The 21532-nt window shown below is 70.4% G+C and carries 16 protein-coding genes, 1 tRNA gene and 1 pseudogene; 9 read left to right on the top strand and 9 right to left on the bottom strand.

Annotated elements, in window-relative coordinates; all coding sequences use genetic code 11:
- Window positions 1-12 precede the first annotated feature (12 nt).
- Window positions 13-1830 carry a glutamine--fructose-6-phosphate transaminase (isomerizing) gene (glmS, locus tag WBG99_RS22920; protein ID WP_338898111.1) on the top strand — a complete coding sequence of 606 codons (1818 nt, stop codon included), beginning with the start codon at window positions 13-15 and terminating at the stop codon, window positions 1828-1830.
- A 246-nt stretch (window positions 1831-2076) separates the two neighbouring features.
- Here glmS and WBG99_RS22915 read toward each other — a convergent pair whose 3' ends face one another.
- A complete protein-coding gene (locus WBG99_RS22915; RefSeq protein WP_338898110.1) occupies window positions 2077-2607 on the bottom strand; it encodes a universal stress protein in 531 nt (176 codons plus the stop codon).
- 485 nt (window positions 2608-3092) lie between these two features.
- On the opposite strand from WBG99_RS22915, the gene WBG99_RS22910 reads away from it, so the two are divergent.
- The 4 genes and pseudogenes from WBG99_RS22910 (at window position 3093) to WBG99_RS22895 (ending at window position 5920) form a co-directional block, all read left to right on the top strand.
- A complete protein-coding gene (locus WBG99_RS22910; protein WP_338900447.1) occupies window positions 3093-3431 on the top strand; it encodes a hypothetical protein in 339 nt (112 codons plus the stop codon).
- 377 nt (window positions 3432-3808) lie between these two features.
- Window positions 3809-5037 (top strand): annotated as a pseudogene (locus tag WBG99_RS22905) (helix-turn-helix domain-containing protein).
- Between the two features lie 92 nt (window positions 5038-5129).
- A complete protein-coding gene (gene orn, locus WBG99_RS22900) occupies window positions 5130-5732 on the top strand; it encodes an oligoribonuclease (RefSeq protein ID WP_338898109.1) in 603 nt (200 codons plus the stop codon).
- Between the two features lie 115 nt (window positions 5733-5847).
- Window positions 5848-5920 (top strand) — tRNA-His (locus WBG99_RS22895).
- 382 nt (window positions 5921-6302) lie between these two features.
- On the opposite strand, the gene WBG99_RS22890 is transcribed toward WBG99_RS22895, so the two are convergent.
- Window positions 6303-7358, bottom strand: a complete 1056-nt coding sequence (locus WBG99_RS22890) for a LacI family DNA-binding transcriptional regulator (RefSeq protein WP_338900446.1) — start codon at window positions 7356-7358, stop codon at window positions 6303-6305.
- 427 nt (window positions 7359-7785) lie between these two features.
- Here WBG99_RS22890 and WBG99_RS22885 point away from each other — a divergent pair, with 427 nt between their 5' ends.
- The 4 genes from WBG99_RS22885 to WBG99_RS22870 all read left to right on the top strand — a co-directional run bounded on the left by WBG99_RS22885 (window position 7786) and on the right by WBG99_RS22870 (window position 12646).
- The gene (locus WBG99_RS22885; RefSeq protein ID WP_338898108.1) at window positions 7786-9150 is read left to right on the top strand and encodes an extracellular solute-binding protein; all 1365 of its coding nucleotides are present in this window, start codon (window positions 7786-7788) and stop codon (window positions 9148-9150) included.
- 5 nt (window positions 9151-9155) lie between these two features.
- The gene (locus tag WBG99_RS22880; protein WP_338898107.1) at window positions 9156-10160 is read left to right on the top strand and encodes a sugar ABC transporter permease; all 1005 of its coding nucleotides are present in this window, start codon (window positions 9156-9158) and stop codon (window positions 10158-10160) included.
- Between the two features lie 10 nt (window positions 10161-10170).
- Entirely contained in the window at window positions 10171-11088 is a 918-nt protein-coding gene (locus tag WBG99_RS22875) for a carbohydrate ABC transporter permease (RefSeq protein WP_338898106.1), read from the top strand.
- 124 nt (window positions 11089-11212) lie between these two features.
- The gene (locus WBG99_RS22870) at window positions 11213-12646 is read left to right on the top strand and encodes a GH1 family beta-glucosidase (protein ID WP_338898105.1); all 1434 of its coding nucleotides are present in this window, start codon (window positions 11213-11215) and stop codon (window positions 12644-12646) included.
- A gap of 368 nt (window positions 12647-13014) precedes the next feature.
- Here WBG99_RS22870 and WBG99_RS22865 read toward each other — a convergent pair whose 3' ends face one another.
- From WBG99_RS22865 to WBG99_RS22835, 7 genes are all read right to left on the bottom strand, one after another.
- Window positions 13015-15027 carry a beta-galactosidase gene (locus WBG99_RS22865; RefSeq protein WP_338898104.1) on the bottom strand — a complete coding sequence of 671 codons (2013 nt, stop codon included), beginning with the start codon at window positions 15025-15027 and terminating at the stop codon, window positions 13015-13017.
- The gene (locus WBG99_RS22860) at window positions 15024-15272 is read right to left on the bottom strand and encodes a hypothetical protein (RefSeq protein ID WP_338898103.1); all 249 of its coding nucleotides are present in this window, start codon (window positions 15270-15272) and stop codon (window positions 15024-15026) included. Before WBG99_RS22860 ends, WBG99_RS22865 begins: the two co-directional genes overlap by 4 nt.
- 60 nt (window positions 15273-15332) lie before the next feature.
- On the bottom strand, window positions 15333-16238 hold the full coding sequence (locus WBG99_RS22855; protein WP_338898102.1) for a carbohydrate ABC transporter permease: 906 nt from the start codon (window positions 16236-16238) through the stop codon (window positions 15333-15335).
- Window positions 16235-17221 carry a sugar ABC transporter permease gene (locus WBG99_RS22850; protein WP_338898101.1) on the bottom strand — a complete coding sequence of 329 codons (987 nt, stop codon included), beginning with the start codon at window positions 17219-17221 and terminating at the stop codon, window positions 16235-16237. Before WBG99_RS22850 ends, WBG99_RS22855 begins: the two co-directional genes overlap by 4 nt.
- A gap of 134 nt (window positions 17222-17355) precedes the next feature.
- A complete protein-coding gene (locus WBG99_RS22845) occupies window positions 17356-18666 on the bottom strand; it encodes an ABC transporter substrate-binding protein (protein ID WP_338898100.1) in 1311 nt (436 codons plus the stop codon).
- Between the two features lie 249 nt (window positions 18667-18915).
- Window positions 18916-20040: an ABC transporter ATP-binding protein gene (locus WBG99_RS22840; RefSeq protein ID WP_338898099.1), complete on the bottom strand. Its 1125-nt coding sequence runs from the start codon at window positions 20038-20040 to the stop codon at window positions 18916-18918.
- Window positions 20037-21527: an iron ABC transporter permease gene (locus tag WBG99_RS22835; RefSeq protein WP_338900445.1), complete on the bottom strand. Its 1491-nt coding sequence runs from the start codon at window positions 21525-21527 to the stop codon at window positions 20037-20039. Before WBG99_RS22835 ends, WBG99_RS22840 begins: the two co-directional genes overlap by 4 nt.
- Between the last annotated feature and the right edge of the window lie 5 nt (window positions 21528-21532).

The raw sequence follows: 21532 nt of genomic DNA, 5'->3' as shown, positions 1-21532 counted from the left end.
GGATACGTATATATGTGCGGAATTGTCGGCTACATCGGCAAGCGCGACGTGGCGCCGCTGCTCCTTGAGGGCCTGCAGCGCCTGGAGTACCGGGGCTACGACTCGGCGGGCATAGTCGTCACCTCGCCCAAGGCGGCCGGCCTGAAGATGGTCAAGGCCAAGGGCCGGGTCCGCGACCTGGAGGCGAAGGTCCCCGCCCGCTTCAAGGGCACCACCGGCATCGCCCACACCCGCTGGGCCACCCACGGCGCCCCGTCCGACGTCAACGCGCACCCGCACATGTCGGCCGACAACACGGTCGCCGTCGTCCACAACGGCATCATCGACAACGCCGCCGACCTGCGGAGGAAGCTCGAAGCGGACGGCGTCGAGTTCCTCTCCGAGACGGACACCGAGGTCCTGACCCACCTCATCGCCCGCTCCCAGGCCGAGACCCTGGAGGAGAAGGTCCGCCAGGCGCTGCGCATCGTCGAGGGCACGTACGGCATCGCAGTGATGCACGCCGACTTCAACGACCGCATCGTGGTCGCCCGCAACGGCTCCCCGGTCGTCCTCGGCGTCGGCGAGAAGGAGATGTTCGTCGCCTCGGACATCGCCGCCCTGGTCGCCCACACCCGCCAGATCGTCACCCTCGACGACGGCGAGATGGCCACCCTCAAGGCCGACGACTTCCGCACCTACACCACGGAGGGCACCCGCACCACGGCGGAGCCCACCACCGTGGAGTGGGAGGCGGCCTCTTACGACATGGGCGGCCACGACACGTACATGCACAAGGAGATCCACGAGCAGGCCGACGCCGTGGACCGTGTGCTGCGCGGGCGCATCGACGACCGTTTCTCCACCGTGCACCTCGGCGGCCTCAACCTGGACGCCCGCGAGGCACGCCAGATCCGCCGCGTGAAGATCCTCGGCTGCGGCACCTCGTACCACGCGGGCATGATCGGCGCCCAGATGATCGAGGAGCTGGCCCGCATCCCCGCGGACGCCGAGCCGGCCTCGGAGTTCCGCTACCGCAACGCGGTCGTCGACCCCGACACCCTCTACATCGCCGTCTCCCAGTCCGGCGAGACCTACGACGTGCTGGCGGCCGTCCAGGAGCTGAAGCGCAAGGGCGCCCGGGTGCTGGGCGTGGTGAACGTGGTCGGCTCGGCGATCGCCCGCGAGGCGGACGGCGGCATCTACGTCCACGCGGGCCCCGAGGTCTGCGTGGTCTCCACCAAGTGCTTCACCAACACGACGGTGGCCTTCGCGCTCCTCGCCCTGCACCTGGGCCGCACCCGTGACCTCTCCGTCCGCGACGGCAAGCGGATCATCGAGGGCCTGCGCAGGCTGCCCGCGCAGATCGCCGAGATGCTGGAGCAGGAGGACGAGATCAAGAAGCTGGCCGAGCAGTACGCCGAGGCCCGCTCGATGCTCTTCATCGGTCGCGTCCGGGGCTACCCGGTGGCCCGCGAGGCTTCCCTGAAGCTCAAGGAGGTCTCCTACATCCACGCCGAGGCCTACCCCGCCTCCGAGCTCAAGCACGGCCCCCTGGCCCTCATCGAGCCCGCCCTCCCCACGGTCGCCATCGTCCCCGACGACGACCTCCTGGAGAAGAACCGCGCCGCCCTGGAGGAGATCAAGGCCCGCAGCGGCAAGATCCTCGCCGTGGCCCACCGCGAGCAGGAGAAGGCCGACCAGACCGTCGTCGTCCCGAAGAACGAGGACGAGCTGGACCCGATCCTGATGGGCATCCCGCTCCAACTCCTCGCCTACCACACGGCCTTGGCCCTGGGCCGCGACATCGACAAGCCGCGCAACCTGGCGAAGTCGGTGACGGTCGAGTAAGCCGGCCGCTCAGCCCGGTCGACGACAGACGGGGCCCCGTGACGCCATCCGTCACGGGGCCCCGTCCGGTACGCCGGGGCCGCCCGGCACCCCGGCGCCCGCGGTCGTTTCACCGGTGGTCGGGTCATGCCCTTCACCAGCACACGAACACGTCGACGCGTCAGTGGATTCGTGCGGGAAGCAGGGACGGCACGCCGACAGGACACGACGGCTGAGGACATGCGGCGACTCGGGGGACGACGTGGTTCAGGGAATGACGATCACGGGCCGCTGCGCCCGCTTGGCGAGCCGTCCGGCGACCGACCCGAAGATCCGCCCGACGATCCCGTGCGTGGACCCGACGACGATCGCGTCGGCCTCGTACTCCCGCCCCACCTCTTCGAGTTCGTGGCAGATGTCACCGCCGCGCTCGACGAGGATCCACGGCACCTCGGCGAGATAGTCGGCGCAGGCGAGCTCAAGTCCGAGGACCTCGGTCCGGTGGTCCGGGACGTCGACGAAGACGGGCGGCTCACAACCGGCCCACACGGTCGTGGGCAGCCGGTTGGCGACATGCACGATGATCAGGCCCGAGCCGGAGCGGCCGGCCATGCCGATGGCGTAGGCGAGGGCGCGCTCGCTGGAGGTCGAACCGTCGAAACCGACGACGACGCCGTGCTTGAAGGCGGGATCGCAGCCGGGGCGCGGTTCCTCCGCCGCCAGGGGGTCGGTCGCGGCGGGGTCGGCGACGGGCCGGCGCTTGCGGTCCGCGGAGTCGGAGAATTCGTGAGCGGCCATGGGTGTCTCGGCGTTCGGATCCTCGTGTGGGACGTATGGAGGGGGACGTCAGCGTGCGGCGGAGCCGTGTCCGGGAATCATCTTCCCGACCCCATACCCCCAAGGGTACGGCCGCACGCCTCCTCCGCCCAGATTCCGCACCGGCTGCGCGGAGTTCCAGGGAGCATGCACGACCCCCGGCCCGTAACGCAATGGTTGCTGCCACGTACAGCCGGTTCACACGGGGAACCGAGGGGCCGCGCCGTACCGGGGGCGCTCATGGCTCGAAGTGCGCGCTGCCGGACGACTGCGAGCCATCGTGAGGGCCGACAAACCCGATCCGGCGGAACCAGTGACCGACCGGTCGAACACGCGTTGAACCCCGGTAAGCCGCACTTGAGGGAGCAAGGAGGGAGCCGGAAGTGTCCGCACACCGCGCCGCGCCCCGGTCCGCCTTCGCATCCGGCGCCACCCCCGCATCCGGCGCGCCCCCCGGCCTGCACGACCTGCACGAGACCCCGCACAACCCGCAGAGCCCTCGGCATTCCCACCCCACCGACACCGCCACGGACGTGGTCCGCTGGGCGGCGTTCAGTTGTGTTCTCGTCCCGGTGGTCCTCGTCTGGTACGGCACCTCCCTGGCCGGCGCGACAGGCGCGGCGCTGGGCCTCGCCGCGGTCACCGGCGTCTGCCGCGTCCTGCTGCGCCAGTCCGAACGCGGAGCGGCCCGCACCGCCCGTTCGATGGCCGAAGATCGCATCCCCCAGCGCGGCCGGCACGGACGCCCGGGCGCCGGGGCGCACAGGGGCGGACGGCACTACGGCCCGAGTACGCCGGTCGACTGACCGGTTTCCGCGCACACCTCCGTATCTTTTCAGCCAACTTCGTTGCCCTGCACCTCCCTTGGCCGAACGCCCCTCCACCCCCCGTTCGACCTGCACCGAAAGGGGCCCAGGGGCCGTGCGCACCCTATGTGGACCGGCCACGGGGACGAGGCGCACTTCCCTGTACGGCCCACGAGTGCAACGCTTCGTGATCGAATGCTTTACGCCAAGTTGCCATGTCGACAATGTGCCGGATGGCCAACTGGTCACGCCGGCACCACGGGACACAGTAGATTCGATCATGACTGTCTTACGCGGGGGACTCGTGCAGGACCGAGGGGAAACGTGCAGGAGCGACACAACCGAGGAGCCGCGACCACCGAGGGGGGCTTAGCAGGATGAGCCACGACTCCACCGCCGCGCCGGAAGCCGCGGCCCGGAAGCTGTCCGGGCGACGCCGCAAGGAGATCGTCGCGGTGCTGCTGTTCAGCGGCGGCCCCATCTTCGAGAGTTCCATACCACTTTCGGTGTTCGGGATCGACCGCCAGGACGCCGGCGTACCGCGCTACCGCCTTCTGGTGTGCGCGGGCGAGGAAGGTCCGCTGCGGACCACGGGGGGCTTGGAACTCACGGCACCGAACGGCCTTGAGGCGATCTCGCGGGCGGGCACGGTGGTCGTGCCCGCATGGCGTTCGATCACCTCACCACCACCGGAGGAGGCGCTCGACGCACTGCGCCGAGCGCACGAGGAGGGCGCCCGTATCGTCGGGCTGTGCACCGGCGCCTTCGTGCTGGCCGCCGCCGGCCTGTTGGACGGCAGGCCCGCGACCACGCACTGGATGTACGCGCCGACGCTGGCCAAACGCTATCCGTCCGTCCACGTCGATCCACGCGAGCTCTTCGTGGACGACGGTGACGTACTGACATCGGCCGGCACCGCGGCCGGAATCGATCTGTGTCTGCACATCGTGCGGACCGATCACGGGAACGAGGCGGCCGGCGCGCTGGCCCGGCGCCTGGTGGTCCCACCACGTCGATCGGGCGGCCAGGAGCGCTACCTCGATCGGTCTTTACCCGAGGAGATCGGCGCCGACCCGCTCGCCGAGGTCGTCGCCTGGGCTCTGGAACACCTCCACGAGCAGTTCGACGTGGAGACGCTCGCGGCACGTGCGTACATGAGCCGTCGTACGTTCGACCGCCGGTTCCGGTCGCTGACGGGCAGCGCCCCGCTCCAGTGGCTGATCACCCAGCGCGTACTCCAGGCGCAGCGCCTGCTGGAGACGTCGGACTACTCGGTGGACGAGGTCGCGGGGCGTTGCGGCTTCCGTTCGCCGGTGGCGCTGCGCGGGCACTTCCGGCGGCAGTTGGGCTCGTCGCCGGCGGCGTACCGGGCGGCGTACCGGGCCCGGCGTCCGCAGGGCGAGAAGCCCGGCGACCACCACGACGGCCCGCACGGTGTGCCGGGGCCGCCCCCGGTGCCGCCGGAGCACGCCCCGGTGCCGCTCCAGGCCCGGCGTACGGCCTCGGCGAGCGCCCCCTGGCGCCGTCGGCGTCCCTCTCCGCGGAGGGCGCCAAGCCGGAGCTGTACGCCACCGGCCGCCTGCCGGGCCAGCGCAGCGCGCCCTAGCCCTCATCGGCCTGTGACGGTCCGGTCCCGCACCGATCACCCTTGGTGCAGGACCGGACCGTACGGCTGTCACGGGCCGTAAGGTGAGACACATGAACGATCGCATGGTGTGGATCGACTGCGAGATGACCGGCCTCTCGCTGTCCGACGACGCGCTCATCGAGGTGGCCGCCCTCGTCACCGACTCCGAGCTGAACGTGCTCGGGGAGGGTGTCGACATCGTCATCCGCCCGCCGGACTCGGCACTGGAGACCATGCCGGAGGTGGTGCGGCAGATGCACACCGCGTCCGGCCTGCTCGACGCGCTGCCCGGCGGCACGACGCTCGCCGACGCGGAGGCGCAGGTCCTGGCGTACGTACGCGAGCACGTCAAGGAGCCGGGCAGGGCGCCCCTGTGCGGCAACTCGGTGGGCACGGACCGCGGGTTCCTGCTGCGGGACATGGCGACGCTTGAGGACTACCTCCACTACCGCATCGTGGATGTGTCCTCCATCAAGGAACTGGCCCGCCGCTGGTACCCGAGGGCGTACTTCAACAGCCCCGAGAAGAACGGCAACCACCGGGCCCTGGCGGACATCCGCGAATCCATCGCCGAGCTCCGCTACTACCGCGAGGCGATCTTCGTCCCGCACCCCGGTCCCGACTCGGACACGGCCCGCACGATCGCCGCGAAGCACGTCCTGCCCGGGCGGTAGCCCCGCCTCCGGGCGCCGAACGCCCTCACCGAAAGGCGTGCGCGGGCACCCCTTCGGACCCTGTACACTTTTTCTCGGCCGGTCAGGGAGACCTTCGGGTGAACCGCCGGTCATGGTGGGTGTAGCTCAGCTGGTAGAGCACCTGGTTGTGGTCCAGGATGCCGCGGGTTCGAGTCCCGTCACTCACCCTGATGCATCGGCCCCGGCCCGCGACAGCGGACCGGGGCCGATCGCCGTTGGAGGGGTTGCTTCCGGTGTTGTGCCGGAGGTCACAGAGGGGCACACGGTGGCGTCGCCCTACGCCTGCCCCCTGGTGAGGTGGAGACCACCCCCTTCCGGTGGTCGGCCCCGGCGACGACCGTCGTGAAGGACGGGACGCACGGCCTCGGCGAACGAGCCGAGCAGCCATCCACCGCACGCACCCACCGGGAAACACCCCATGCCGGAAACCGTCGGCAGCGGTCGGGGTACCGATCCGTCCACCCGCGCACGGCACCGACACGCTTGCCGGGCCGCCCGCCTGCGGGACGCCGGCCGATCGGCGTCCCGCAGGCCCAGCCCCGCCCGAACTCAGGAAGAGTCCCGCTCCACCAGCTCCGTGGGCAGCACCACCTGGCGCCGCTCCAGCCCTCGTGACACCGCCGGACGGCGGTCGGCGATCTCGTCGAGGAGGAGGTCGATCATGGCGCGGCCCATCTCCTCGATGGGCTGGCGGACGCTCGTCATCGGGGGATCCATGTGGCGGGCGATCGCCGAGTCGTCGTAGCCGACCAGCGCCACGTCGTCGGGTATGCGGCGGCCCGCCTCGCGCAGGACCTGGCGGGCGCCGGCGGCCATGACGTCGGACTCGGCGAAGACCGCGTCGAGATCGGGGCAGCGGGACAGCAGCTCCGCCATGGCCCGCCGGCCGCCCTCCTCCGTGAAGTCACCGGGGACGATCAGGCGCTCGTCGACCTCGCGGCCGGCGTCCTCCAGTGCCTCGCGGTAGCCCTCGATACGGCGCTGGGCGCCGTAGACGTCCAGGCGGCCGGTGATCGTGGCTACGCGGGTGCGGCCCCGCTCGATGAGGTGTTGCACCGCCGAGCGGCCACCGCCGTAGTTGTCCGAGTCGACGGACGGGAGCGTCTCGTGTGCCGAGCGGGGGCCGCTGATCACGGCCGGGATCTCCAGTTGTGACAGCAAATCGGGCAGGGGGTCGTCCGCGTGGACCGACACCAGCAGAACGCCGTCCACCCGGTGCGCCGCCAGGTACTGGGCCAGCCGCCGGCGCTCCCGGTCGCCGCCCGCGAAGATGAGCAGGAGCTGCATCTCCGTGTCGGACAGCTGGGCGCCCACACCCTTGAGGATGTCGGAGAAGTACGGCTCGGCGAAGAAACGTGTCTCCGGCTCGGGGACGACCATCGCGATCGCATCGGTGCGGTTCGCCGCGAGGGCGCGGGCCGCCGTGTTCGGGACATAACCGAGTTCCGCGACGGCCGCCTCGACCGCCGCCCGGGTCGCGTCGCTGACCCGGGGCGAGCCGTTGATCACCCGGGACACCGTGCCGCGGCCGACGCCGGCCCGTGCGGCGACCTCTTCCAGCGTCGGCCGCCCACCGCTCCGGCCCCGTGCCCCGTGGCCTGCCACCATGGTCGCCTCCCGTTCACACCGCGCTGGCGTGGAATCTAACAGTCCTGATCCTCGTACGACGCCCGGGAAGTGGTCATCCGGATCCGGCACCCGCCCGGCCCCCCGGCCCCACCGCCCGATCCCGTCGGCCGCCGAAGCCCCATCGGCACCCCACCCGCGCCGTGCCCGACCACTTTCGGACATACTCGGGCCGCGGCCCCGGGTTAGTTAACAGCCCGATAACCGAAGACATCTCTCCGCGCTCGTTCCCTTGACACCCCCGCACGAAGCGACGACTCTTCAACACATCACTTGTGGGAGCGCTCCCACAGTACCTGGCACTTACACATCCCGCACGTTCCCCGCCCGAGCCGAAGCTTGAAAAGACGGGCCCAACAACGCAGTTGGCCGGGGGGTCGGCACGTCAGGGCATCAGGAGGACGCAATGCGAGCACGTACCCTCCCCCACTCCCGACCGCGGTCGGGCGGGGGCACCCGTATCGCCCGCAGGACGCGCAAGACGGTGGTCATCGCGGCCGTCGCCGCGCTGGGCGCCGGGCTGCTGGCCGGCTGTGCCGACGACGGCAAGGACGAGGACGACACGTCGTCGAGCGGTGACGGCGGCGGCAAGACCAAGATCACCCTCGGGCTCTTCGGCACCTTCGGCTTCGAGGAGGCCGGGCTCTACGAAGAGTACGAGAAGCTGAACCCGGACATCGACGTCCAGCACACCGTCGTGGAGCGGAACGAGAACTACTACCCCGCTCTCCTCAACCACCTGACCACCGGCAGCGGCCTCCAGGACATCCAGGGCGTCGAGGTCGGCAACATCGCCGAGATCGTCGCGACCCAGTCGGACAAGCTGCTCGACCTGTCGAAGTACGGCAAGGAGGGCGACTACCTGGACTGGAAGTGGAAGCAGGCCACCACGGCGAACGGCCAGACGGTCGGTCTCGGCACCGACATAGGCCCGATGGCCATCTGCTACCGCAAGGACCTCTTCGAGGACGCCGGTCTGCCCACCGACCGCGAGGAAGTCGGCAAGCTGTGGGCCGGCAGCTGGGACAAGTTCGTCGACGTCGGCAAGCAGTACCAGGACAAGGCGCCCGACGGCACCACCTTCCTGGACTCACCCGGCGGTCTGCTGCAGGCGATCCTCAGCGGTGAGAAGGACCGGTTCTACGACGCCTCCGGCGAGGTCATCTACAAGACGAACCCGGCCGTCAAGGACGCCTTCGACCTCACGGCACAGGCCGCCGAGGACGGGCTGATCGGCAACCAGACGCAGTTCCAGCCGGCCTGGGACACGACGATCGCCAACAGCAAGTTCGCCGCGATGTCCTGCCCGCCGTGGATGCTCGGGTACATCAAGGGCAAGTCGAAGCCCGAAGCGGCCGGCAAGTGGGACATCGCCCAGGCGCCGAAGTCCGGCAACTGGGGCGGCTCCTTCCTGACCGTGCCGAAGTCCGGCAAGAACGCGGAGGAGGCGGCGAAGCTGGCCGCCTGGCTGACCGCACCCGAGCAGCAGGCCAAGCTCTTCGCCGTGCAGGGCAGCTTCCCGAGCACCCCGGCCGCGTACGACTCGACCGCGGTGAAGGACGCGAAGAACGACATGACCGGTGACGCGCCGATCGGCACGATCTTCGCGGAGGCCGCCGCGAACATCCCGGTCCAGACGATCGGCCCGAAGGACCAGATCATCCAGCAGGGCCTGACCGACAACGGCGTGATCCTCGTGACCCAGGGCAAGTCGGCCTCGGAGGCATGGAAGAACGCCGTCAAGACCATCGACAACGCCCTGGACAAGTGACCGGTATGGCCACACGGCACGACACCGCCGCGCCCCCCACCAAGGGGGGCGCGGCCCCGGCCCGCCCGCCCGCGGAGTCGGAGGCCGACAAGCGCCACCGGGCCCGGCTGTCCCGCCGATGGCAGCGGGACGTGCGCTGGAGCCCGTACGCCTTCGTCTCCCCCTTCTTCCTGCTGTTCGTCGCGTTCGGCCTGTTCCCGCTGCTCTACACCGGCTGGGCCTCGCTGCACTCGGTGGAGCTGACCGCCCCCACCGACATGAGCTGGGCGGGGCTGCACAACTACACGCGGATCTTCGACGACGAGTTCTACTGGAACGCGGCGAAGAACACCCTGATCATCGGGATCATCTCGACCGTCCCGCAGTTGCTGATGGCGCTGGGGATCGCGCACATCCTCAACTACAAGCTGCGCGCCTCGACCTTCTACCGGGTCGTGATGCTCGCCCCGTACGCCACGTCGATCGCCGCCGCCACCCTGGTCTTCGTGCTGCTCTTCGGCCGCGACTACGGCATGATCAACTGGTTCCTGGGGCTGGTCGGCTTCGACGCCGTCGACTGGCAGAACGACACGTGGTTCTCGAAGATCGCCGTGTCGACCATCGTCATCTGGCGCTGGACCGGCTACAACGCGCTGATCTACCTCGCCGCGATGCAGGCGATCCCGCAGGACCTGTACGAGTCGGCGGCCCTCGACGGCGCCAGCCGCTGGAAGCAGTTCCTGCACGTGACGCTGCCGTCGCTGCGCCCGACGATCCTGTTCACCGTCGTCGTGTCGACGATCGGCGCCTCGCAGCTCTTCGCCGAGCCGCTGCTGTTCGACGCCAACAAGGGTGCGTCCGGCGGGCCCGAGCACCAGTTCCAGACGCTCGGCCTGTACCTGTACGAGCAGGGCTGGGTGAACCAGCATCTGGGCCGCGCCTCAGCGATCGCCTGGACGATGTTCCTGATCCTCATCGTGGTCGGAATCATCAACTACGTCATCTCGCGCCGGCTGCGCGCCAGTAGTTAGGAGACCGGCCGTGACGACGACATTCACCAAACCCCCGGCCGACGCGGCCCCGGAGCCGCCGAAGAACGGGCGGCGCGGGCGCGGGCTGAAGGCGGCGCGCGCGGGCGGGCAGCACCACGCCGGGCCCGTCGCGTACGTCATCCTCATCGTGTTCACCCTGGTTTCGCTGTTCCCGCTGTTCTGGACGGCGGTGGCCGCCTCGCGCGACAACGCGCGGCTGGCGGAGACCCCGCCGCCGTTCTGGTTCGGCGCGAACCTCCTCGACAAGCTCGAAGTGGCCTGGACCGACGCCAACCTGGGCGAGGCGTTCCTCAACACGACGATCGTGGCGGGCGTTTCGTCGCTGACCATCGTCTTCCTGTCGACGATCGCCGGGTTCGCCTTCGCCAAGCTGCGCTTCAGGGGCCGGGGCGCCATGATGCTGATCGTGATCGGCACGATGATGGTGCCGCCACAGCTCCAGGTGATCCCGCTGTACATGATGGTCGCCAAGCTCGACTGGACCGACCAGCTCCAGGCGGTGATCCTGCCCTCGCTGGTCAACGCGTTCGGTGTGTTCTTCATGCGGCAGTACCTGCTCCAGGCCCTGCCCGACGAGATCATCGAGGCGGCCCGCGTCGACGGCGCGAGCAGCTGGCGGGTGATCTGGCACGTGGTGTTCCCCACCGCGCGGCCCGCGATGGCCGTCCTCGGCATGCTGATGTTCGTCCAGACCTGGAACGACTTCCTGTGGCCGTTCCTCGTCCTGACCCAGCTGGGCAACCCGACCGTGCAGGTCGCGGTCGCCGGCCTGGGCCGTGGCTACACCCCCGACCAGGCCCTGATCATGGCGGGCGCGCTGCTCAGCACGCTCCCCCTCCTCCTGGTCTTCGCGATCTTCGGCAAGCAGATCGTGGGGGGCATCATGCAGGGCGCGGTGAAGGGCTGAGGCCCTCCCTCGTCCGCTTGTTCCCCGGGGGCCGGGTCAGCGCAGCCTCGGCCCCTTCCTCCCCGCTCTTCTTTCCCCCACCCACCTCCGTCGGTCTGCGACGACCACCTATGGGAGCGCTTCCATGCCTGAGCCCACAACGCCGGTGACCTTTCCTCCCGCCTTCCTCTGGGGCGCGGCTACCTCCGCGTACCAGATCGAGGGCGCGGTGCGGGAGGGCGGCCGGACGCCCTCCATCTGGGACACCTTCAGTCATACCCCGGGCAAGACCGCCGGTGGTGAGACCGGTGACATCGCTGTCGACCACTACCACCGCTACCGCGACGACGTGGCGCTGATGGCGGAGCTGGGCCTCACCTCGTACCGCTTCTCCATCTCCTGGTCGCGGGTGCAGCCGACGGGCCGGGGACCCGCGATCCAGCGTGGCCTGGACTTCTACCGCCGGCTGGTCGACGAGCTGCTGGACAAGGGCATCAAGCCGGCCGTCACCCTCTACCACTGGGACCTGCCGCAGGAGCTGGAGGACGCGGGCGGCTGGCCCGAGCGTGAGACCGCGTACCGCTTCGCCGAGTACGCGCGGATCGTGGGCGAGGCGCTGGGCGACCGCGTCGAGCAGTGGATCACTCTGAACGAGCCGTGGTGCACCGCGTTCCTGGGCTACGGCTCCGGGGTGCACGCGCCGGGCCGTACGGACCCGGTGGCGGCGCTGCGCGCGGCCCACCACCTGAACCTGGCGCACGGGCTGGGCGTCTCGGCCCTGCGCTCGGCGATGCCGGCCCGCAACTCGATCGCGGTGAGCCTCAACTCCTCGGTGGTACGGCCGATCACGAGCTCACCGGAGGACCAGGCGGCGGCGCGGAGGATCGACGACCTCGCCAACGGCGTCTTCCACGGCCCGATGCTGCACGGCGTGTACCCGGAGACCCTGCTCTCCGCCACGTCGTCGCTGACGGACTGGTCGTTCGTGCAGGACGGTGACGTGGCGGCGGCCAACCAGCCGTTGGACGCGCTGGGGTTGAACTACTACACGCCGGCGCTGGTGGGGGCGGCGGACGCGGACGCGGGCGGACCTCGCGCGGACGGTCACGGCGCGAGCGACCACTCGCCGTGGCCGGCCGCGGACGACGTCCTCTTCCACCAGACGCCGGGCGAGCGTACGGAGATGGGCTGGACCATCGACCCGACGGGGCTGCACGAGCTGATCATGCGGTACGCGCGGGAGGCTCCGGGCCTGCCGCTGTACGTGACCGAGAACGGTGCGGCGTACGACGACAAGATGGACGCGGACGGCCGGGTCCACGACCCCGAGCGCATCGCCTACCTCCACGGCCACCTGCGCGCCGTCCGCCGCGCGATCGCCGAGGGCGCGGACGTACGCGGCTACTACCTGTGGTCCCTGATGGACAACTTCGAGTGGGCCTACGGCTACGGGAAGCGGTTCGGCGCGGTGTACGTCGACTACGCCACCCTGACCCGCACGCCGAAGTCGAGCGCGTACTGGTACAGCCAGGCGGCCAGGACGGGGGCCCTGCCGCCGCTGGTGACGACCACGGCGTAGGGGCAGAGAGCCGGGGGCTGGGGGAGCCCTCCGGGGGGAAGCGGGGGGCCGGGGCGCGGTGCACGAGGGGAGCATCGCGCCCCGGGCGTGGGCGGTGCCACGGTGACGACGGGGCAACTGGTCTTGTGGCGCGTGGCTGCCATCGTGTCTCCCCGGCTCGTGTGACTCCGGACACGACCGTAGAGAGCGGGAGTTACAGTCATCGTCGAAATGGAGCAGAGCGACCAGGCGCGAGTCAAAGACCCACCGCATCGGGGCAAAATCGAGGGTAGCCCTTCGCTGCATTCGGTCCCCCGTGCTGAAAACAGCGCAAGGCCGGGCTCCCCAACGGAGCCACGGCCCTGCGCGCCGTGATCGTCAGTAGGTGGTCAGCGCGGTTCCCGAACGACCGCCACGTCACCCGATGCGACTTTCACCGAGCCGCCCTCAATCCCCTTGCCGCTCAGCAGCTCGGTGGCGTCGGCCGAGACCTCGGCCTCGGCGTCCACCTCCCCATGGTTGATCAGGAAGAGGTAGTCCGCGTCCGGGCCCCGGCGCAGTACCGCCTCCACCCCCTCGGGGGTCGTGCGGACCGACTCCACGCCCGCCTCCTCACGGATGCGGTCCAGGAGGGACGCGAGGGTCGTCGGGTCGGGGCGCGTGGCCACGTACCAGGCCGTGCCCGAGCCGTAGGCGTTACGGGTGACCGCCGGGACGCCGGTCAACGGGCCGGAGGTGTACGACGCCACCGCCTCCGCGCCCGCCAGGGCCACCCGCTCCGACCACAGGGTCCCCGTGCTGTTCTCGTCCAGGCCGGCCAGGCCCACCGACTCCCCCGGCAGCAACGGGAACAGCTCGTCCGTGCGCACCCCGAGCGCCTCGCGGAACGCGCCCGGGTAACCGCCGAGCCGGATGTGGCAGTTCTCGTCCACCGCGCCGCTGTGGAAGCCGACGGCGAGGGTGCCGCCGCCCGAAGCGAAGCCCGTCAGGTTCGCCTTGCCCTCGTCGTCCACCAGGTACAGGCTCGGGGCCAACACCAGCTTGTAGGAGGAGAGGTCCGCGTCGGGGCGTACGAAGTCCACCGCCACCCCGGCCCGCCACAGGGGCTCGTACCAGGCGCGGATGAGGTCCTGGAAGCGGAGCTCGCCGCTCGGCTGGGAGGGGAGTTCCACCGCCCACCAGGCGCTCCAGTCCCAGACGATGGCTGCTTCGGCCGTGCCCGTGCTGCCGCGCACCTCCGCCAGCGCCCGGAGATCCGCGCCCAGTCGCACCACGTCCCGCCAGATCTGGCTGTCCGTGCCCGCGTGCGGGAGCATCGCCGAGTGCCACTGTTCGGCGCCGGCCTTGGCGGCCCGCCACTGGAAGTACGCGATGCCGTCGGCGCCGCGCGCCACGTGGGCCAGCGCGTTGCGGCGCAGCTCGCCCGCCGTCTTGGCGCGGTTCACCGGCTGCCAGTTCACCGCGCCCGTGGAGTGCTCCATCAGCAGCCACGGGCCGCCCGCGAGGGAGCGGACCAGGTCGCCGCTGAACGCGATGTCGATCTGCGACTCGGGGTCCGTGGACCGGAGGTAGTGGTCGTTGGAGACGATGTCCAGCGCCGGGGCCCAGCGCCAGTAGTCCAGCTTGTCGAAGTTGTGCATCACCATGAAGTTGGTGGTGGCGGGGAGGCCGGGGGCGGCCTCCCGCAGCACCTCCCGCTCCGCCTCGTACAGCGACAGCAACGCGTCGCTGCAGAAGCGGCGCCAGTCCAGCTGGTGGGTCGGGTTCGGCACCGCGCCCGTCGGGCGGGGCGGGATGATCTCGTCCCAGTCGTAGTACCACTGGCTCCAGAACGTCGTGCCCCAGGCGTGGTTCAGTGCCGCCAGGTCGTCGTCGTACTTCGTCCGCAGCCAGTCCCGGAACGCCGCCGCGCTCGTGTCGCAGTGGCACTCGGCGTTGTGGCAGCCGTACTCGTTGTGGACGTGCCACATGACCACCGCCGGGTGGTCCGCGTACCGCTCGCCCAGGACGCGGGCGATCCGCAGGGCCGCCTCGCGGTACGCGGGGCTCGACGGGCAGAAGGTCTGGCGGCTGCCGTACGAGAGGGTGCGGCCGTCCTTGTCGACCGGCAGGGCCTCCGGGTGGGCCCGGAAGAACCAGGCGGGCGGAGCCGCCGTGGGCGTGGCCAGGTCGGCGGCGATGCCGCTGTCGTGGAGGAGGGCCAGGATCCGGTCCAGGCGGGAGAAGTCGTACTCGCCCTCGCGCGGCTCCAGCAGCGCCCACGCGAAGATGTTGACGCTGACCATGGTGACGCCGGCCTCGCGCATGAGGCGTACGTCCTCGGCCCAGACCTCCTCGGGCCACTGCTCGGGGTTGTAGTCACCGCCGTACGCGATGCCGGGGACGGACAACACGCGACTCATCGGTCAACTCCGCTCAGCAGGCGACGCGTTGTGGTCACGCCCCAGGGGTCCGGTGAAAGCAGGCGGTCGCTGGAGGCCATCAGGCCGCCCGTCGACTCCACCCGGTTGTCGCCGGTCGGACGGTACGGGGTCGCGTCGAGGGCGTAGGCGCCGCCGGCGCTCCGGGACTGCCGGCCCTCCTCGTGGACCCTCGCGGTGCCGGTGTCCACGGGCACGGAGGCCACGTGGGTGAAGGGGTGGTGCACGAAGCTTCTCTTTCAGGAGTGGGGCGTCGGCCCGCACGGGCGGGCGTCGGCTCCTGTGGATCAGCCCTTGTTGGCGCCCAGGGTGAGGCCGCTGACGAACTGTCGCTGGAGTGCGAAGTAGACGATCAAGGTGGGGATGGCGGTGAGCAGGGCGCCGGCGGCGACCAGGTTGGGGTCGGTGAAGTACTGGCCGGAGAGGTTGTTCAGGGCCGAGGTGATCGGCATGTTCTCGCCGGTGGAGATCAGTACGAGGGCCCAGAAGAAGTCGTTGTAGATCCAGATGGAGAGCAGGGTCGCCAGGGCGGCCATCGCGGGCTTGCACAGCGGCAGCACGATCTGCCAGTACAGGCGCCACACGGAGGCGCCGTCGACGAGGGCGGCCTCGGTCAGCTCGTGGGGCAGGGAGCGCATGTAGTTGCTGAGGACGAAGGCGCAGAACCCGGACTGGAAGGCCACGTGGATGAGGACCAGGCCGAGCGCGGAGTCGTACAGCTTGCCGCTCATCGTGATGCCGGGGATGTCGATGAGCAGGTACAGGCGGTACAGCGGGGTGATGATGACCTGCTGCGGGAGCAGGTTGCCGGCGGTGAAGACCAGCAGGAGGAAGAGGTTGACGCGGAAGTCGAAGCGGCTGACGTAGAAGGCGACCATGGAGGACAGGAACAGCGTCAGCAGGACCGCGGGGACGGCGACGATCAACGTGTTCACGAAGTAGTGCGTCATGTCCGACTGGGTGAACGCGTTCGTGAAGTTGTCGAAGTTCAGCTTGTCGGGCCAGGAGACGTAGCCCTTGTCGCTGGTCTCGCCGTAGGGGCGCAGGGCGGCGTACAGGGCCCACAGCAGGGGGGCCAGCCAGGCCAGTGCCGCGCCGGCGAGGAAGAGGTGCAGGAGGATCCGGGCGGGGCGCAGGGGGGTGCGCGTCTTGGGAGCGCCGGTCGCGGCGGTGGTGTCGGCGAGGGTGCTCACGCTTGCCGCTCCTTCCGGAAGGTCGCGATCAGGTACGGGATGATCACGGCGAGGGAGATGACCAGGAGGACGACGGCGATGGCGGAGCCGTATCCGATGCGGCTGGACTCTCCGATGATGTTGTTGGTGACGAGGATGGAGAGCAGTTCGGTGCCCTCGGCGCCCTTGTTGAAGACGAAGACGAGGTCGAAGGCGCGCAGGGCCTCGATGATGGTGACGACCAGGACGACGGTGTTGGTGGGGCGCAGGGTGGGGAAGATGACGCTCTTGAACGTCTGCCATTCGTTGGCGCCGTCCAGGGCGGAGGCTTCCCGCAGGGACGGGTCGACGCTCTTGAGGCCGGCCAGGTACAGGATCATCATGTAGCCGGCGTGGCGCCAGGAGGCGGCGATGAGGATGGCCCAGAGATTGAGGTCGGGGTCGCCGATCCAGTCGATGTAGTGGCCGGGCTGGTTGGCGCCGATGAGGCTGTTGATCAGGCCCGTGTCGGGGTTGTAGACGAGCTGCCAGACGAAGCCGATGACCGCCATCGAGACCACGACCGGCAGGAAGAAGGCGGTCTGGTAGACGCGGCTGAAGCGGATCTGCTTGTCCAGCTGCACGGCCAGGAACAGGCCGAGCGGGGTCGGGATCAGGATGAGTGCCGCGAACCAGATGATGTTGTGCTGGACGGCGGGCCAGAACTGCGGGTTGATGGTGAACAGTTCACGGAAGTTCTGCAGCCCGACCCACTTGATCGAGTCGAAGCCGATGCCGTCCCAGGTGGCGAAGGCCAGTGCGATCGACGCGAGAGCGGTGACCCAGACGAGGGCGACGTGCAGGATCGTCGGCAGACCCGCCATCAGGCCCAGCGTGAGCCGGTCACGGCGGGTGAGCAGACGCCGGTGCCCCCGGGGCACCTTCTTGTCGGTTGTCTCGGCGGCAGGGCCGGAGCCCGGAGGCGGCGTGGCCGCCTCCGGGCTCGTGGTGGGAGTGGTCGTCATGTCAGAAGGTCATCCAGTCGTGAGGACGGTCGATCGGCCGGCCGCTCGTGCGTGCGAGCCGCTCACGCGTGCGGGCTGCTCGTGCGTGCGGGGTGCTCACGTGTGCGGCCGGCCGATCGTCAGGACGTCGGCCGTCAGGACGCGAAGATCGTCTTCTTCTGGCGCTCGATCGACGAGAGCAGGTTGTCGACGCCCTTGGGGTCGCGGACGAACTTCTGCAGCGCCGGCTGCATCACCGTGGAGGTGAAGTCCGGGCGGCTGTCGCGGTCCATGAACTGGGTGAGGCTCTTGGCGCCGGAGATCATCTCGAACGCCTTCTTCTGCAGCGGCGAGTACGAGGAGGTGTCGGCCTTGGTCGAGGCGGCCACCACGTTCGGGTCGGCCTTGAGGTAGATCTGCTCGGCCTCGGGGGTGCCGAGGAACTCCAGCAGCTCGACCGCGCCCGCCTTGTTCTTCGGCGCCTTGCTCATCATGAAGCCGTCGGTGGGGGCCTCGACGGTGTCCTGACCGTACGCCGGGTCGATCTCCGGGAAGGCGAAGAAGTCCAGGTCGTCGAGGTCGGCCTGGTTGGTGAACTGCTGGCCCACGAAGGTGCCCAGCAGGTACATGCCCGCCTTCTTCGACACCAGCGTCTGCGCGGCGTCCTGCCAGGTGCGGCCGACGGCGCCCTCCTGGTGGTACGGCAGCAGCTCGGCCCACAGGTCGAAGACCTTGCGCACCTTGGCGTCGGTCCAGGAGGCCTTGCCCGCCATCAGCTCGACGTGGAAGTCGTAGCCGTTGGTGCGGAAGTTGATCTGGTCGAAGGTACCGAGCGCGGGCCAGGCGTCCTTGTCGCCGAAGGCGATCGGGACGAGCTTGTCCTTCTCCATCTGCTTGCACAGGGCGACCAGCTCGTCCCACGTGGTGGGAACCTCGTAGCCCTTCTCCGCGAAGACGCTCTTGCGGTAGAAGAGCGCCCAGGGGTACGTGTACAGCGGCACGAAGTAGTACTTGCCGTCCTCGCCCTTGCTCAGGCCCTTCATCGCCTCGGGGAAGTTGCCCCCGATCTTGTCCCACACCTCGTCGATCTCGGTGGCCAGCCCCTTGGCCGCGAAGAACTGCATCCGGTAGCCCGCGAACCAGTGGAACACGTCGTCCGGCGTGCCCTGCAGGTAGGAGTTGATCTGCTCCTGGAACGTGTTGTGGTCCTTGGTGTTCACGTCGACCGTGATCCCGGACTGCTTCTTGAAGGCCGCGTAGATCTCGGCGAACGCCTTCTTCGGCACCGCGTCGGACGCGTTGGAGCCGAGGCTGACGGTCTTCGGGTCGGCGGCCGAGCCGCTACCGCCGCCGCAGGCGCTGAGCAGGGGGACTCCCGCGCCGAGTGCCGCGGCCCCGCCTATGCCGCGCAGCATGGTGCGACGGCTCGGGCCGGGGATGGAGAGACCGGAAGGTGTGAGATGCATGTGCGGCTCCCTGGGGGCAGATCGTTCGGTCTCCATGGCCCTCGCCGACTACTGATCGAAAACAATCAGAAACCAACTCGACCGAACACGGTGGCCGCCATAACAGCTCTATGTCATGTCATACGTCAAGACTTCCTGTCCCGCTTTGTTGAAACGTAATCCGCATGTGTCGAAACGTGACCGACACAGACGTGTGTCAGGTCACTGACGGGCAGGTACACCCATGCGGGACGCCGTGGCCCCACGACGTCAGTCGGGCCGATGCAGTGTCGCCTCGCCCAGGACGCGGATGCCGGTCTCGTCTCCCGCCCGCACCGGCAGCGGGCCCGCGACGCGGACGTCGACGGGGGTGTCGTGCCCGTCCACGACGACCGTGACCATGGCGTCATGGCCGTAGAAGCAGACGTCGGTGACCGTGCCCCGTGCCGCGCCCTCGGCGGCCGTCCCGGTCAGCCGGAGCTGCTCCGGGCGGAGCAGAAGGGTCCCGGTGCGCGTTCCCTCCGGCGGGGCGGCGAGCGGGACGGCGCCGAGCGCGGTGTGGGCCGTGCCGTCGCCGTTCACGGTGGCGGGGAGCAGCACCGCGTCCCCGACGAAGCCCGCGACCCAGGGGTCGGCGGGCCGCCGGTACAGATCCTGCGGGGTGTCGCGCTGGGCGACCCGGCCGTCCCGTACGACGGCGACGAGGTCGGCGGTGGAGAGGGCTTCCTGCTGGTCGTGGGTGACGAGGAGTGCCGTGGCGCCCGTCGCCCGCAGCGCGGCCCGCACGTCCGCCCGCACGCCTGCCCTGAGCGCGCTGTCCAGGGCGTTGAAGGGCTCGTCCAGCAGCACGAGCTGGGGGCGCGGTGCCAGGGCTCGGGCGAGGGCCACGCGCTGCTGCTGGCCGCCGGAGAGTTCGTGCGGCATCCGGTCGCCGTATCCGGCGAGGCCGACCAGTTCCAGCAGTTCCTCGGTACGGTGCCGTCGCTCCCCCCGGGGCAGGCCCGCGATCCCGAAGGCCACGTTCCGCGCCACGCTCAGGTGCGGGAAGAGGGCGCCCTCCTGCGGCACGATCCCGATACGGCGCCGCTCGGGCGGCAGGTGGACGCCGGGGCCGCTCAGGAGCCGGCCGCCCAGCCGGACGGTGCCCGCGTCGGCCCGCAGGAACCCGGCCACGATCCTCAGCAGGGTCGTCTTGCCGCATCCCGAGGGGCCGAGGACGGCGGCCAACGCGCCTGCGGGGACGGTGAGTTCGAGGCCTCGCAGGACCGGGGTCCCGGTCGCGTAGGACTTCGTGAGCCCTTCGACGTGCAGCTCGTTGGCGTGCGGGTCACTCGTGTGCGGGGCGCTCGTATGCGGGTCCTTCACGTGCGGGTCCTTCGCGTGCGGCTTGTTCATGTCCGGTGCCTCCCCAGCAGGTACGAAGGCACGGCGGCCAACAGGATGAGTGCGGCGGCGTACGGGGCCGCCGCGGCGAAGGAGCCCGCGCCCGTCTCGGTCCACAGGCGGGTGGCGAGCGTGTCCATGCCGGTGGGGCGCAGGAGCAGCGTCGCCGGGAGTTCCTTCATGCAGACGACGAAGGTGAGCGCGGCACCGGCGGTGACACCGGGCGCGGCCAGCGGGACGGTGACCTCACGGAGCACCTGCCAGGGGCGACGGCCGAGCGAGCGGGCCACGTCCTCCAGGACGGGCGGGGCCTGGAGCACGGCGGCGCGGGTGGCGGCCACCGCGACCGGCAGGAAGAGGACCGCGTACGCGCAGACCAGCAGCGGGAGTCGCTGGTAGAGGGGATAGGCGTAGCGGACGGCGAAGAAGACCAGGGACAGGGCGACCGTGATGCCGGGGAGGGCGTGCCCGGCGTACGCGGCCTGTTCCAGGAGCCGGGCCCCGCGTCCCCGGTGCCGGGCCGCGATCACCCCGACGGGCAGGGCGAGGGCCGTGGTGAGGGCGGCGCCCGCCGCCGCGACGCCGAGGGTGGCCCAGGCGGTTTCGGTGAGGCCGCCCAGGTCCCAGGTGGCGGAGGAGCCGACGGTGAGCCAGTAGCCGAGGGTGCCGAGCGGGAAGGCGACGGCCACGGCGACGACCGCGCCGCACCACAGCAGGGCGAGCGGCTTCCAGCGGCCGAGCGGCACGGGGGCGGCCGGGCGGGCGGTGCCGCCGCCGGTCCTGGCGTGTCCGGCACGGCCGCGCGTACGGGCTTCGGCGGCGACCAGGGCCACCGTCATCACCACCAGGACGACGCTCAGCGCGGCGGCGGGGGTGCGGTCGAAGGAGGCGCGGTAGGAGGTGTGGATGGCCCGGGTGAAGGTGTCGTACCGCATGAGCGAGACCGCGCCGAAGTCGGAGAGCACGTACAGCGCGACGAGCAGCGCCCCGCCCCCCGCCGCCGGGCGCAGCTGCGGGAGGGTGACCCGGAGGAACGTACGGAGTGGGCCGTGCCCGAGGGAGCGTGCGGCCTCCTCCTGCGCCGGGTCGATGCCCCGAAGCGCCGCCGCGACCGGCAGCAGCACGTACGGGAAGCTGACCAGGGTCAGGGCGAGCGCGGCCCCGCCGAACCCGGCGAGGTCCGGTTCCGCCGACAGCCAGGCGAAGGCGGCCACGTAACTGGGCACGGCCAGCGGCAGCGTCGCGGCGACCGACCAGACCCGGGCGCCCGGCAGCGCCGTACGCACGGTCAGCCAGGCCAGCGAGACCCCCAGGATCACGCAGGCCGCCACGACCACCGCCGTCAGGCCTAGGCTGCGGCCGAGGAGGTCGAGCGTCCGCTCGTCGGCGACGACCTCCCAGGCGAAGGCGGGACCGCGTTCGAGCGCGCGGACGGCGAGGTAGCCGAGCGGGAGCAGGGCGAAGAGGGCGGCCACGCAGGCGGGGACGAGCAGGACCAGGGGCG

The sequence above is a fragment of the Streptomyces sp. TG1A-60 genome (assembly GCF_037201975.1).
Lineage (GTDB): Bacteria > Actinomycetota > Actinomycetes > Streptomycetales > Streptomycetaceae > Streptomyces.
The sequence above is the reverse complement of the archived record's forward strand: the minus strand, read 5'-3'. Positions and strand labels throughout refer to the sequence as shown.

What these genes read in the sequence shown, in the direction of transcription:
- glmS (WP_338898111.1), top strand. Translation starts at nt 13, where the DNA reads ATGTGCGGAATTGTCGGCTACATCGGCAAGCGCGACGTGGCGCCGCTG.
- WBG99_RS22870 (WP_338898105.1), top strand. Translation starts at nt 11,213, where the DNA reads ATGCCTGAGCCCACAACGCCGGTGACCTTTCCTCCCGCCTTCCTCTGG.
- WBG99_RS22865 (WP_338898104.1), bottom strand. Translation starts at nt 15,027, where the DNA reads ATGAGTCGCGTGTTGTCCGTCCCCGGCATCGCGTACGGCGGTGACTAC.
- WBG99_RS22840 (WP_338898099.1), bottom strand. Translation starts at nt 20,040, where the DNA reads ATGAACAAGCCGCACGCGAAGGACCCGCACGTGAAGGACCCGCATACG.
- WBG99_RS22880 (WP_338898107.1), top strand. Translation starts at nt 9,156, where the DNA reads ATGGCCACACGGCACGACACCGCCGCGCCCCCCACCAAGGGGGGCGCG.
- WBG99_RS22850 (WP_338898101.1), bottom strand. Translation starts at nt 17,221, where the DNA reads ATGACGACCACTCCCACCACGAGCCCGGAGGCGGCCACGCCGCCTCCG.
- WBG99_RS22885 (WP_338898108.1), top strand. Translation starts at nt 7,786, where the DNA reads ATGCGAGCACGTACCCTCCCCCACTCCCGACCGCGGTCGGGCGGGGGC.
- WBG99_RS22845 (WP_338898100.1), bottom strand. Translation starts at nt 18,666, where the DNA reads ATGCATCTCACACCTTCCGGTCTCTCCATCCCCGGCCCGAGCCGTCGC.
- orn (WP_338898109.1), top strand. Translation starts at nt 5,130, where the DNA reads ATGAACGATCGCATGGTGTGGATCGACTGCGAGATGACCGGCCTCTCG.
- WBG99_RS22915 (WP_338898110.1), bottom strand. Translation starts at nt 2,607, where the DNA reads ATGGCCGCTCACGAATTCTCCGACTCCGCGGACCGCAAGCGCCGGCCC.